Here is a 13,195-nt window from a genome sequence, read left to right as displayed (position 1 = left end):
TTTGTGCCCCGGTGACCGAACGCAGGCATGATCGACGGATCGAAGTGTCCCGACTGCGAGGGACACGTCAGCACGACCGACGGGACGACCTACGTCTGCGACGACTGCGGCCGCGAGTTCGACGCGGCGGACCTGTTTCTCCCCTGAACGCGCGGCGTCGAACGGCGGCGCTCACGCGGTCGCTTCGAGACAGGCCTCGTGAACGGTCTCGCCGTCTTCGTTCGGCTTCCGGCGCTCCCCCGGGACGATAGGCTCGCCACAGTACGCACAGCGCAGTTCGCCGCCCTCGGCGGTCGATTCGGCGCCGATACTCTCCAGCGCCTCGCCGCCGAGGCTCTCCACCACGCCACCGGACTCGCTCGACACCGTGTATCCGAGCGCGGCCGCGCCGAGTCCGGCGACCACGCCGCGCGTTCGCTTGCGCTTCCTGAACGACTGCAGCGCCACGACAGCCAGGACGGCGGTGAGAACTACGCGAACGAGTCGACTGCGATCGCCGAGCTTCTCGGACAGCTCCATATCGGAGTATCGGGCTCCGTACTCTTGTAAGTCACCGTCCCTGCCCGCGTACTCACGGAGTATCCGCCCTCGGACGGCACCCGTACGGTCAGCGACCGCCCGATCGGCGGTCTGAAAAATGAGAAAACGAGAGCGCAGGCTGGCAGGCTGGCGAGCGGTCGGACAGGCGAACGAGCGGGCGCACGGCGGACCGCCGATCAGTCCGACGGTGCCTCCGGCGCGGATTCGTCCGGCAGGATGCCGCCCCCGCCCGTCCCGCCGTCTGCCCGTTCACCGCCGCTCGCGTCTTCGACCGTCACGAACTGGAACTCCTCGGCGCCCTCCTCGGCGATCTGATCGGTGGTCCCGGTCGCCGTCGGCGTCGTCGCCGTCGGGGTCTCGGTCTGTCCGGCGCCCACGCCGCCGTCGGTCTCGGTCTCCACGCCGGCTCCGTCCCCCGCGTCCGTCGCCGTCGGCTGGGCCGTCTCGGCCGCCTCCGGGTCGAAATAGCCCATGGCGAACCCGGTGTAGACGGTGCCAGCTTCGAGGGAGACCTCGGCTTCCCGTGGGGGGACCTCGCCCCCGGTCTCGGTCTCTGTCTCCGCACCGGCCGTCGGAGTCTGTTCGTCCCCGCCGCCGATGCCGCCGTCGTCGGTGGGAGTCTGGGTCTGGGCCCCCGTCTGCGTCTCCGTCTCCTGGCCGCCACCGCCGAAGAGGCCGCCGCCTCCGTCGCCGTCGTCCTCGACAGCGACGACCTCCATCACGTCGATATCGACGACAGCGTGGAAGACGGTGAGCCGCGTCTTGCTCGCGCCGTCGGTCGCGGTCCCCCCGCCGGTGGGGCTCTCGCCAGGGGTCTCGGTCTCCTGGCCGATCACGCCCGCGTCGTCGGTGGGCGTCTCGGCGCCGGCCGTCGTCCCTTCGCCCCCCGCGGCGGAGTCGCCCGGCGCGGAGAGGTCGTCTTCGAGGAGGTCGACCGTGAACGCGCGGTCACTGCCAGATCCATCTTCGCTCCCCGTCGTGCCGCCGTCGGTCGGGGTGGCCGCGTCGTCTGTCGGCGTCTCCTCGGCGCCGAGCGCGTCGGTCTCGGTCGGGGTCGCTTCGCCCGTTCCGCCGGTGTCTTCCTCCCCGGCGGACGGTTCGCGGAACCGCAGGGTGTAATCGCCGGCGTCCAGCGTGAACGTCTGGTGCTCGCCGTACGAAATCCGGTCGATGACGACCTGGCCGTCTCCGCCGGTGCCGCCGGCGTCGGTCTCCGTCTCTTCGCCGATCCCCGGCGTGTCTGTCTCGTCGGTGGGCGTCTCTTCGCCGATGACGCCTTCGTCGTCGGTGGGCGTCTGCGCGGTCTCGGTCGGCGTCTCCGCCCCGACGCCGGCGTCGGTCTCGGTCTCTCCACCGGCCCCTGGCGTCTCGGTCCCGGACGGCGAGTCGCCGAGATCGGACGCCCTGAGCGTCCCGTATGCGACGGCCGTGTAGGTCGTTCCTGCCTGCAGTTCCACTTCGTCGTCGTAGATGACGCGCTTCTCCGCGTCCCCGAAGATCCCCTCGAGGAACCCGGTGCTCTCGGTCGCGATGACCCGGAGCTGGTAGGTCCCTGGCTCGACCTCGTTGTAGCTGCTCACGTTGCTGAACTCCAGCCCCTCGACGAGCGGGCCGTCTCCCCCCACCGTCGTGGCCGTGCCGGTTCCTCCGTCTGTCGTCGCTCCACCGGCGCCCCCATCGGCCGGCCGAAGCGTGACGGCGATGCTCGGCGTGTCGGGCGCCGCGTGAGCGACGCGCAGCGCCGCCTGGTCCTCCTGAACGGCAGCCGCGCCGTCGTTCGCCGAGACCAACGCGTTTCCGGCGACGCCGGCGACGCCGAGCGCACCGACTCCCTGGATCAACCGTCGTCTGGTCACATTCGGGCTCATACGTCCGTATTATGGGGCTGGACAGCCTTTGTTAGTCAGACGAATTTAACACCGACCTACATGACCGAACTATTTAATAACGGAAACTGCAAATTTCCGCGATCATATCTGGCGGTGGAGACGTCCCCGATCGGCCACAGAGCGGCCGTTATCGCGAACGAAATCGCCGATCCCGCGACCGCACCGTGACCACCTACCGACCCACCTCCATTCCACTGGCCTCGCGAGCGCGTGTTTCACTCTCCCATACATATCCACTAACGAATACCTTTCGGGGGTTCCTCCCGACCGTTTCGAATGTTTCGCCATCGCGGTATCGCGAAAGGCGAGGCTATCCTCGTCGCCATTGCGATTACTCCGGGTCGGCCTGACTCGCCAGCGGGTGATCGTTGACAGTCGTCTCGGCGCCGCTGCGTTCTCGCGACCGAGCGGCGTCCCGAACGGTGTCACAGGTCAGATCGGTAGGTCGAACGTGTCGTCAACGAAGTGATCTGTCGGGACGAGCTTTCGAAATCCTTTTTTCTCCCCTCCTCGCAGTCGGAGATGCGCACGACGGCGCGCCGCCTTAGCTCAGACTGGGAGAGCACTCGACTGAAGATCGAGCTGTCCCCGGTTCAAATCCGGGAGGCGGCATTTTACTACGCTCGAAGGGTCAGTGAAAACGCTCCCGACAGCGATAGATACACGAGACCCGCGCCGTCTACCCCGTTTTAGTTCGAAGTACAGAGGGCGCGACCGACGCTCCACGAGTGAGTACAGGCCCGCCCGTACTGCCGCGCCTCACTCCCGTTATTTCGCGGTCACAGTTCGTTCTGGAGGACGCCGACGGTCGTCTGGTACATGAACGCGATACTGTCACTCGAACCCGATTCGAAGAGCTTGAACGCCTTCCCGACGGGATTGACCGTCATCGAGTCGCCGCCCTCGTCGGTGACCGTCAGCGCGACGCCGGTACTCGAGACGCTCTCGTCGTCGGTCCAGACGGTGCTGGCGCCGTGGTCGCCCTCGAGGGCGCGGCGCATGACTTCACCGGCGAGCGTGCCGACGAGGACGAGCGCCTCGTGCGGGACGTATCCCTCCTGGGAGCGCTCGTGGTCGTCGACCGTCCGCAACTCGGAGAGCACGAACTCGTCGAGCGCTTCCAGCGCGTCGAGGTCGTCGACATCGACCTGTAGGTCGAAGTACGCCGCCAGCAGTTCGCGACCGGCCTCGGCGTAGTGCTCGGCGGAGTCGGCGGTGAACGCCGGGCCGTTCTGGACCTCGTGCATCGCTTCGAGGACGAAGGCGCCCCGTGGGCCCGTCCCGGTGAGGTACTCGACGCCCGCGGGCGGTTCGGTCGCCGAGACGACGAACACGCCGTCGGCGGGGTCCGGGCGGACGGTGCTGGCTAGCGAGAGCACGCCGTTGGTCACCTCGTCGTCCCACTCGCCCGTGTAGACGACGCCGACGTACATCCCGGCGTCGTCGTGGAAGTTGAACAGCTTCGCGATCCCCTGCAGCGGTCCCTCGACCGAGTTCATGACGGTCCCTTCGGTGACGTAGAAGCCGGCCTCGTCGAACGCCTCGACCGCGCGCTCGTGAGCCGCGTCAAGGTCCATACCCGGTTCGAGATCGACGGTCGGAACTGACGGATCCGCTTGGACCGCGTCGCCGTCGGCGCCTACGCTCGGGTCCGGCTCGGCACCGCGTTCCGCCCGATCGATCTCCGTCTGCAGTTCGGCGGCCATCGCGGCGAACTGCGGATCGCCCTCGACGGCGATGGCACCGGCGTCGAGCGGCGGGATCTCGGCGACCCCGTCGCCCACGGGGACCGCGACGTGGACGCCGTCGCCGTCGGTCACCCACTCGCCGTCGAACTGCCTGACGAGCACCTCGCCGAAGTAGCTCCCGAACCAGAGGATGAACCCCTCGCGGGCTCCGCCGGTCAGCTCCGCGGACTCGTCCATCTCGTCGTCGAGGACGGCGAGCAGTTCCGTCTGCGAGACCGCGTATTCGTCGAGCCGTTCGAGCGACTCGATCGTGAAGTCGAACTCCCGGTCCTCGTGGTCCGCGGCGAACTCCTCCGCCTCCCGCCGGAACTCCGCCGGCCTGAACTCGGTGACGTCTTTGACCGACTCGTCCCCACCGCCGCCGGATTCGCTCGCGTCGGCACGCGACGGTTCGTCCTCGCTCCCTCCTCCGAACAGCTCACGCAGGAACCCAAACACACCCATGTTAGATGGAAAACATTCAGCGACTAAAAGAAAGTTTTGGCGCGAGTGACGTGATCGCGGGCTCGTGGTCTCGACTGCCACCCCGCGGCCGCCGCCGGCGATATCACGGGTACGAACTCCGCGACCGAAATCGCACGGGCGATAGCTGGACGGCTTGCAGGGGTGACGGCGGCCTACAACAGGCCGGTCGCGAGCAGGTAGAGTCCGACCAACGCGACCAGCCCGGAACCGATCCTCGTGAGCGCGACGTTCCACTCGGCGGGTTCGACCTCTGAGGCGCGTCGCCTGCTCCCGATGGCGTCGAGCTGTTCGCCGAGCAGCGCGAACCCGTAGGCGAACTTGACGCCGAGGGCGCCGAAGACCGTCAGGAGCAATCCAGCGAAGATCGACCCGCCGCCGGATTCCCCGTCACCGCCGGGCTCCTCCCGCTCGTCGGGGGGGTCAGCGCCCCCGGGCCACGTTCCCGGCCCGGGCCACTCGTCGTCCTCGTCGTCGGGTGACGCGGAGTCCTGCTGACCGGCGGGGGATCCGGAGCCCGGCTGGGCGTCGTCTGCCTCGGAAACGCCGACGGCGATCCCGTCGAGGAACGCCCGGCCGTGGAGTCCCGGTCGCCACGCCGCGGTCCCCGCGTCCTCGAAGCGGGCGTCCCACTCTCGGTCCCACGAATCGTCCGGCGCCCAAACGGCGACCCGTACCGTGCCGTTGCTCTTGCGCTGGACGGCGACGTCGAAGAAGCGACCCGACGGGAGCGAGACGTTCTCCGAACGGTTTCCGACCGAGACGACGGCCGTCGTCGAGAAGTCCGGGCCGTCGTTGGCGATCACGAGCGCGGTCGCGTTCGCCTCGGTGACTGCGCCGTCGGCTGGCGGATCCGAAGCGACCGTCTTCGTCCCTGTCTCGGCTCGCCCGGACGCGGTCGATGCGGTCGATGCGGCCGAAGCAGTCGATACGGTCGATTCGGGGGATCTGGCAGTTGCCGTCGCCACGGGAGAACCGGTGACAGACGGCCCCGACCCGGCAGCCGCGTCGACGAAGCGGAGCTGTCCGTCGGCCCCGAGGTCGACGGTGCCGGTGACGACCCCGCGGGTGCCGTTCACGGTGACGTTCGGGAGCATCGCTGTCCGGCCGTCGGCGACGAACAGCGAGCAGTCACCGCCGACGCCGACCTGGACGATGCGACCGCCGTCCCATCGCGCCTGCGAGTCGGCGGCGAGGCCGTCTTCGAAGGTCGCTGTCCACTCGCCGCCGAGCCGCGGCGGCGTGTAGTCGTCGTACTCGCACGACAGGGGCGTCGAGCGGTCGGCACCGGCTGCCTGGCTGGAGGCGTCGGCGGCCGCGGCGCCCACCGTCGCTACCACGGAGACGGCGAGGAGACAGACGATACCGTATCTAACCGCTGCTGTTCGGCGTGGAGGGCTGGACACGCGGGTCGATATCCGTCCACAATATTTACCGTCTTCGAACGGCACCCGTCTCCGTATCGCGATAGTCGACGGAGTTTCGTAGACCCTCCGACGGCGAGCGCTCCCCGGACTGAATCGGGGCCCGATCGCCGGACAGGACCGAGAATCGGACGGCCACTCAGTCGGCGGCGCTCACGTCGACGGCCCTGTCGACGAACCAGTCGACGGTGTCGGTGTACTCGTCCGGTCGGTCGAGGTTACAGGCGTGGCCGGCGCCTTCGACGACCGCGAGAGAGGCGTCCCGGGCCGCTTCGACGTGGTCGCGCTCGCCCAGTCGCATGAGGAGGTCCCACTGGCCGTTACAGACGAGCGTCCGCCCCGGGAACGACGCGAGCGCCGACCGGAAGTCCTCGTCCGCGATCTCGACGCCCGCCTCGCCGAACGGGCGGAGGTCGAAGCCCGCGTCGACGATCTCCTCCTCGTGTTCCGGCCGCAGGTCCCTGCTCCGGACGTACCGCTCGGCCAGCCAGTCGGTCGCCCGCTCGGCCAGCCCGGTCTTCGAGGCCAGTATCGTGGCCTTGCCGACGAGTCGGCTGAGCGTCCCCAGCAGGCCGACCGGGTTCGCGCTACTGCCCGAGAGCACGAGGTCGTCGACGTTCTCGGGGTAGCGGCGCGCGTACTCCGTCGCAACGTACCCGCCGAGCGAGAGGCCGACGAGGTGGACGCTCCCGTCGGTCATCGATTCCACGACGTCGTCGATCGTCAGTAGCGCCTCCCCCATCCGGAACGTCTCGTCGGTGCGACTCCCGTGCCCCGGCAGGTCGGGAGTTATCACGCGGAACCGTTCGGCCAGCGCGTCGCGCTGGGGCGCCCACATCGTCCGGTTGAAGATCGTCCCGTGGACGAACAGTATCTCGGCGGCGTCGGCCGGACCGGCGACGTCTACTCCCCCGATCTCGCTCCCCGTTCTGGACATGTGAACGCAGGTACGAGTTCCAGTCACTTAGGCCGCCGGCCGCGTCGACCGAACCGCCTGATATCGCGTCTGTTGCCGTGAACGGCCCGGTTCGATCGCCCGCCGCCGATCCCATCACGCGCCCGGAACGCCGACCGCCTCCAGGGCGCCGATCCCGACGGCGGCGAGGACGTAGAGGACGACGAGCGAAGCGATCCACGCGATGAGCGCGATGAGGATGGCCTCACCCCAGCCGCCGGGGTAGCGGAACTGGATGACGGCGACGTACGCGATCAGCACGAGTATCGGGCCGAGGAGCGGGATCCAGCCGAACAGGAACCCGACGATACCCCAGATGATCGCGCCGATCAGCGCCGTGACGATCGCGTACGTGTAATCCTCGTGATCCGTGATGACGCTCGCGCCGATGTAGATCCCGAGCGCGCCCACCAGCAGGCTGACCACGAACACGATGAGCGAGTCGGCCAGTGCCATACCGGACGTAGTCGCGCCGGAGCCGTAGTTACTACACTCTTACTCCGTGATATCGCCCGTCGGCGCTCGGAGCCGGCTCGTAAGTCCGCCTTATCGGCCACGCGCCGGGGGAAACGGGCGACGGGTCTCGGCGGGCGCTCCCCGTCGAAGACCCGAACGCACTTGTGCGACGCCAGACACGTCGGGACGAGACGCATGGCAGGGGGCGACATCCGATTCCACCCCGTCGTGGCCGCGCTGTACGACCCGGTCCAGTCGTACTTCGAACGGTTCCAGGCGCCCGAGCACCGGTCGTACCTCGCGGGGGGGCTCGACGGCCGCGTCCTCGAAATCGGCGTCGGAACGGGCGCGATGGCGCCGTACTACGCGACGGCGCTGGACCCGGAGGCAAACCTGCACGGGGTCGAACCGGATCCGGGGATGCGGGCCCGCGCTCGCGAGACGTTCGCGGAGAGCGGCGTCGACGTGTCGCTGGTGAGCGCCCGCGGGGAGCGGCTCCCCTACGCCGACGACGCGTTCGACTACGTCGTCGAGTGCGGGGTGTTCTGTTCGGTCCCCGAGATGGAGTCCATGCTCGCGGAGATCGCCCGGGTTCTCCGACCCGATGGGGAGTTCCGCTTCCTCGACCACGTCCGCTCGGACGGCCTCGTCGGGCGAAGTCAGGACGCGCTAACTCCCCTCTGGCGGAGGATCGGCGGGAACTGTCACCTCAATCGGCGGGTGCAGCCCGTGATCGAGGCCTCCGAACGCCTGCGAATCGTCGAGGCCGACACGCCGACCGTCGGCTACTGGCCGATCCGGGAGTTCGCTCGCGGTACCGCGACGCCGATCGAGTGATGCGGACCAGCGAGGGGGTCGATCAGAGCGAGCGTCCGATATCGATTTTCGTAGCATAACCCGAGACCGTCGAGTAGCGGCCGGTAAGCCGCCGTTACCGAACGAGCGGATCTGCGGTCGCGAGCGGGCTGCAACGATCGGGAGTAAGCACTCAATTGCTATCGGGTTCGGTGTGCAAGTTCGGGCGACAATGGCTGCTCAGCCGAACGTCGTCGTCGTCGTCGCCGACACGACGCGTGTCGACGACGCGTATGATTCGCAGGTCGCGCCGACGCTGACGGAGCTCGCATCGACGGGGACGCGGGCCACGCGGGCCTTCTCCGCGGCGCCGTGGACCCTCCCCTCACACGCCTCGCTGCTGACGGGCGTTCCACCGTCGTCCCACGGCGCCCACGCCGACCACGAGCGCCTCGACGACCGCCACCCCATGCTGTCCGAACTGTTCCGCGACGCCGGGTACGAGACGGTCTGCGTCTCGAACAACACCTGGCTGAGCGCCGAATCGGGGTTCGACCGCGGCTTCGACGAGTTCCGCCAGATGTGGCAGCTCGTCCAGTCCGAGAACGCGCTGAGCGAGCTCGTCGACGTGACCGAGGAGAGCCGGGCCCGACTCGTCGCCCGGAAGCTGTTCGCCGGGAACCCGCTCGTCAACACGGCGAACGCCCTGTACCGGCGGTTCGTCCGCGACCGCTCCGACGACGGCGCCGAGCGCTCGACCGCCTGGATCGCCGACTGGCTCGACGACCGCTCGCGCGAGGACCCGTTCTTCCTCCTCGTCAACTACCTCGAACCCCACCTCGACTACGAGCCGCCGCGCCGGACCACGGAGCCGCACCTGCCCGACGACGCCACCTACGAGGAAGCGATGGACGTCCCCCAGGAGCCCTGGGACTTCCTCGCCGGGACGCTCGATCTGTCCGATCGTGACCTGCGGCTGCTCCGCGACCTCTACCGCGGGGAGATCACCTACTTCGACGAGCAGCTCGCGGCGCTCAAAGACGCGCTCGTCGCGGCGGGCGAGTGGGAAGACACCATACTCGTCGTGACCGCAGACCACGGCGAGAATATCGGCGACCACGGCCTGATGGACCACCAGTACTGCCTCTACGACACGCTCGTTCACGTTCCCCTCGTCGTGACCGGCGGCGCGTTCACCGGCCGGAGCGACCTCGACGACCTCGTGAGCCTGATGGACCTCCCGCCGACGCTCCTCGACGCAGCCGGCATCGACGCCCCGGCCGCCCGCGAGGGGTTCCACGGGAGCTCGTTCCACCCCGACGCCGACGCGCCCGCCCGCGAGTTCGTCGTCAGCGAGTACATGGCGCCCCAGCCGTCGATGGAGGCGCTCGAACGCCACATCGGCGAGGTCCCCGAGCACGTCCGCCAGTACGACCGCTCGCTGCGCGCCATCCGCACCGAAGGGGACAAGCTGATCCGGGGGTCGGACGGGTCCGAACGGTGTTACGACCTCGAATCCGACCCAGGCGAGACGACCGACGTGTCCGAGCACCGCGCCGACACGGTCACCGAACTCGGCGACGCCCTCGACGAGTGGCTCGAAACCGTCGACGCCGCCGGCGACCGCGAGTCGGTGACCATCGGCGACGAGCGGAAGGCCCGGCTCGAACAGCTCGGGTACCTGCAGTAACGGCGCGGCGGCCCCGTTCGCGCTCGCCGACACGTAACTCGTGAGAGGGTTCTCTGGACACCCAAATCTCCCAGTAACGGCGCCCTATACACAGTCATCGCGTTGCAAGAACATGCCGGCACGATGTACATTCACCCAGGGAGACAACCCCGCCTGTGAAACGTTTCGACCCAGCCGTCCTCGTCGGCCCAGACCTGTTCTCGATCGCTCGTACGCTGCTGCTGGTCGCCGTCCTCGGCGTTGCCGGTGCGTCCGCCGGCGTCACGGGCGTCGCAGCGGGGGACGCCCCGCCGGACGATCCGACGGCCGTCCACGGGAGTGAGCACGTCCAGTCGAACAACGCGACCGCCCAGCGGAACGGGAGCGACCCGGTGTCGGTGTCGGTCGACAACGTGACGAACTGCGGGGACCGGTGTCGGACGGTGACGGCCAATCTGACCAACAGCGGCAACGAGTCGCTGGAGAACGTCACCGCGGTGACGCGGATCCTCGCGGGCGACACCCAGATCTGGAACCGGACCAGCCAGTTCGGGAACGTGTCCGCGAACGCGTCGGCCAACCGCACCGCGCGCATCCGCCTCTCCTACGTGGAGGCGTTCTCGATCATCAGCAACGACGGCTGGATCCGGATAAACACCACCGTCCGCTGGGACGGGGGGAACGCGACGTTCTCCGAACGGCGCCGCGTCATGCGATAGTCCGCCCCATCGAGCGGAGCGACCGAGGTGCTCGGCGGCACCGGTACCCCTCGATTACTTCGGGACCACGGACCGGTGCGACGCGCGACCCGACGCAGACGACGGGTAAGGAGCCGCTATCTCGCCGTCGCGCGAGCGGGCCGGCGAAAACGGAGTCCGGCCTATTTGCGGGCGCCGACGCCACTGCCTACACGGGTCACGTGCCCGGGATTTCCTCATGCACCACACGCACAACGCCGGATCGAACCGGCACGGCCGACAGACGCACGACCGCCAGCAGCGACAGGGCGAGCAACACCGGCAAGCCGACCAGTACCAGGAGCGACTGTTCGACCAGCCGCAGCAGGACCAGTCCGATCAGCGGGCCCAGCATCGGCAGGGCCAGAACCAGCAGAGCCAGGGCCGACAGGGAACACAGAGCCACGGCACGCGACAGCGCCAGCGCCGAGAGAACCGCCAGCAGATGGGTGCGGCGGAGCAACACCGCCAGCAGGGCCACCACCGGGGCGGTCAGCAACAGCGGCGGGACTGGCAGACCGCGGACCAGGTGCGCCAGGCCGGTCGCGGGCGACAACAGGAGTTGAACCGCGAGACGCAGCACCCCCAGGGGTCCGTCGGCAACCAGACGACCCAGCAGCACGCCGGCCAGCAGTCGCAGGGTCGCCAGCAGCGACAGCGCGGTCAGCAGAGCGGGCAACACCAGCAGGGCGGCCAGCAGCACGGCGGACAGCAGCGTAGCGGCCAGCGTCACGGCCAGCACGGCAATCAGCAACAGCAGCACGGCGGGCAACAATCACACGTCGCCAGCAGCCACGACCACCACCCCAGCGATCAGCAGTACCGACAGATGGAGGGGCGGCGACAGCAAACGAGTGCCGGGCAGCGACAGCAGCAGAGCAGTGGCGGCCAGCATCGACAGGGCAGTCAGCAGCAACCGGGTAGCCAGCAGCAGCCGGGTAGCCAGCAGCAGGGCGGCCAACGGCAGCAGGGTCGCCGCTCGGAGGAACAGGGCTCGAACCAGCAGGGCCTCGGCGGCGTGGCCCCCGAGCCGCACCACCATCAGGGAACCTGGTCCGAGGAAGGTCTCCTGTACGGGGGCGAAGCGCGCCACGACCACGACCCGGAGCACGTCGGCAGCGAGCAGACCTACGGGCGCTGAGACGGCCGCCGGCGCAGGCGCGTCACTTCTCTCGGTAGACCGGCCACCTGACGCCGAACTCGGGGAGGCGCCACCGAACTTCTGCGCCGACCCACGCGAGCACCGTCCCGATGCCGAGCAACGCCGCCGCGAACTCCGGGCGGCCCATCCACACCGGCGAGAGGAAGATGACCCCGTTGACGACCCGCGAGGGCACGACGAGCGACACGAGGTCGCTCAGCGGTTCCAGCGGGTCGAACCCGCTCTCCGTCGAGCGATCGGCCGTCCGCGATTCGAGTCCCAGGCGCGCCGCGCTCTCGCCGCCGGCGCTCTCGCCGCCGGTCTCCAGTCGCTCGACGTCGTAGGGGTGGGAGACGGGGACCGACCAGACGACCTCCCCCTGCGGGTCGACTTCGAGGACGCGCTTGCCGTGCGTGTCGGCGATCAGCGTGTTGCCGTTCGGGAGGCGGTCGGCGTCGCGCGGCCACTGGATGCGGGCGTCCTGCCACTGCCAGGTCCGCCTCCAGACGCCGTCGGCGGCGGTCGTCGCGTTCCCGGTCTCGGGGTCGACGCGCTGGTACTCGACGATCCGACCGTTCTCGGAGTCCGCGACCACGGCGGCGGGGCCGCCCCGCTCGGGCGGGATGTAGTCGGGGTTGTGCTGCTCGTAGAGGGTAGCGTGGTCGCCGTCGCTCCCGAGCGTCCAGTTCTCGACGAGGCCGGTCTCGCGGTCGAGAAAGACCACCTGGTCCTGATTGCGCAGGCTGACCGCGACGCGGCCGTCGTCGAGCAGCGACACGTCGTTGATGTGCGCCCAGTCCTCGGGGTAGGGGCCGCCGCCCTCGACCGGGAAGTCGCTCTGGGCGTCCCAGCGCCACTCGACGAGTTCCGTCGTCGTGTTCACCACGAAGACCTGGTCGTCGACGATGTCGGCGATCAGGATCCGCTCGTCGCCGACGCGGACGTGGTCGTGCCACTCGGCCGCGAGTTCGCTGTCGTCGTAACGGGCGTAGATCTCCCGCGTCTCGCCCGTCGAGAGGTTCAGCCGCTCGATCACGTTCCGGGTGCACGGCGGCGACTCGCACGTGGGACCGCTGGTGTGGATCGTGTCGGTCGCGGCGTACTCGACCGTCAGCGACTCGCCTTCGACCGGATCGACGTCGAAGTACTTGGTGTGGGCGTCGCCGTAGTGGAGGAGACTGCCGTTCGGACGCCAGGCGACGATGGTCCCGAACTTGGCGGACTCGGTGACGACCGTGTGCCCGTCTCGGGGTTCGGGCCGCGGAACGGAGTCGGCGCTGGCGGTCGTCGGCGCCGTGGCCGCACCGTAGGCGAGGCCGGCGACCGAGGCGACCAGCAGCGTCGCGAAGAGGAGTCTGAGGGCCCGACGTGAGACCATA

At 69.0% G+C, this 13,195-nt stretch carries 12 protein-coding genes and 1 tRNA gene; 4 read left to right on the top strand and 9 right to left on the bottom strand.

Annotation, left to right across the window (positions count from 1 at the left end; all coding sequences use genetic code 11):
- Positions 1-171: 171 nt before the first annotated feature.
- Together PSC72_RS20200 and PSC72_RS20195 are read right to left on the bottom strand one after the other, a co-directional pair.
- Positions 172-519 (bottom strand): DUF2892 domain-containing protein, encoded by a 348-nt coding sequence (locus PSC72_RS20200; protein WP_274323224.1) that lies wholly within the window; start codon positions 517-519, stop codon positions 172-174.
- A 197-nt stretch (positions 520-716) separates the two neighbouring features.
- Positions 717-2,396, bottom strand: a complete 1,680-nt coding sequence (locus PSC72_RS20195) for a hypothetical protein (protein ID WP_274323223.1) — start codon at positions 2,394-2,396, stop codon at positions 717-719.
- Between the two features lie 571 nt (positions 2,397-2,967).
- On the opposite strand from PSC72_RS20195, the gene PSC72_RS20190 reads away from it, so the two are divergent.
- A tRNA-Phe gene (locus tag PSC72_RS20190) sits at positions 2,968-3,041 on the top strand.
- A 167-nt stretch (positions 3,042-3,208) separates the two neighbouring features.
- Here the strand turns inward: PSC72_RS20190 and PSC72_RS20185 are convergent.
- From PSC72_RS20185 to PSC72_RS20170, 4 genes are all read right to left on the bottom strand, one after another.
- The gene (locus tag PSC72_RS20185) at positions 3,209-4,621 is read right to left on the bottom strand and encodes a hypothetical protein (RefSeq protein WP_274323222.1); all 1,413 of its coding nucleotides are present in this window, start codon (positions 4,619-4,621) and stop codon (positions 3,209-3,211) included.
- Positions 4,622-4,794: 173 nt separating this feature from the next.
- Positions 4,795-5,979 carry a hypothetical protein gene (locus tag PSC72_RS20180; protein ID WP_274323221.1) on the bottom strand — a complete coding sequence of 395 codons (1,185 nt, stop codon included), beginning with the start codon at positions 5,977-5,979 and terminating at the stop codon, positions 4,795-4,797.
- A 223-nt stretch (positions 5,980-6,202) separates the two neighbouring features.
- Positions 6,203-7,000, bottom strand: coding sequence for an alpha/beta fold hydrolase (locus tag PSC72_RS20175; protein ID WP_274323220.1), 798 nt, complete (start codon positions 6,998-7,000; stop codon positions 6,203-6,205).
- A gap of 114 nt (positions 7,001-7,114) precedes the next feature.
- The gene (locus PSC72_RS20170) at positions 7,115-7,468 is read right to left on the bottom strand and encodes a hypothetical protein (RefSeq protein WP_382261875.1); all 354 of its coding nucleotides are present in this window, start codon (positions 7,466-7,468) and stop codon (positions 7,115-7,117) included.
- A 201-nt stretch (positions 7,469-7,669) separates the two neighbouring features.
- On the opposite strand from PSC72_RS20170, the gene PSC72_RS20165 reads away from it, so the two are divergent.
- From PSC72_RS20165 to PSC72_RS20155, 3 genes are all read left to right on the top strand, one after another.
- Positions 7,670-8,311: a class I SAM-dependent methyltransferase gene (locus PSC72_RS20165; protein WP_274323218.1), complete on the top strand. Its 642-nt coding sequence runs from the start codon at positions 7,670-7,672 to the stop codon at positions 8,309-8,311.
- A gap of 190 nt (positions 8,312-8,501) precedes the next feature.
- A complete protein-coding gene (locus PSC72_RS20160; protein ID WP_274323217.1) occupies positions 8,502-9,959 on the top strand; it encodes a sulfatase in 1,458 nt (485 codons plus the stop codon).
- A gap of 155 nt (positions 9,960-10,114) precedes the next feature.
- Positions 10,115-10,657 (top strand): hypothetical protein, encoded by a 543-nt coding sequence (locus PSC72_RS20155; RefSeq protein WP_274323216.1) that lies wholly within the window; start codon positions 10,115-10,117, stop codon positions 10,655-10,657.
- A 196-nt stretch (positions 10,658-10,853) separates the two neighbouring features.
- Here the strand turns inward: PSC72_RS20155 and PSC72_RS20150 are convergent, their stop codons facing one another.
- The 3 genes from PSC72_RS20150 to PSC72_RS20140 form a co-directional block, all read right to left on the bottom strand.
- The gene (locus PSC72_RS20150) at positions 10,854-11,447 is read right to left on the bottom strand and encodes a hypothetical protein (RefSeq protein WP_274323215.1); all 594 of its coding nucleotides are present in this window, start codon (positions 11,445-11,447) and stop codon (positions 10,854-10,856) included.
- 3 nt (positions 11,448-11,450) lie between these two features.
- A complete protein-coding gene (locus PSC72_RS20145; protein WP_274323214.1) occupies positions 11,451-11,717 on the bottom strand; it encodes a hypothetical protein in 267 nt (88 codons plus the stop codon).
- Positions 11,718-11,838: 121 nt separating this feature from the next.
- On the bottom strand, positions 11,839-13,194 hold the full coding sequence (locus PSC72_RS20140) for an arylsulfotransferase family protein (protein ID WP_274323213.1): 1,356 nt from the start codon (positions 13,192-13,194) through the stop codon (positions 11,839-11,841).
- Between the last annotated feature and the right edge of the window lies 1 nt (position 13,195).

Origin of the sequence: Halosimplex aquaticum (genome assembly GCF_028747785.1) — an archaeon.
Classification (GTDB): Archaea; Halobacteriota; Halobacteria; order Halobacteriales; family Haloarculaceae; genus Halosimplex; species Halosimplex aquaticum.
Note: the sequence above shows the minus strand (reverse complement) of the source record. Positions and strands in the feature narration are given on the sequence as shown.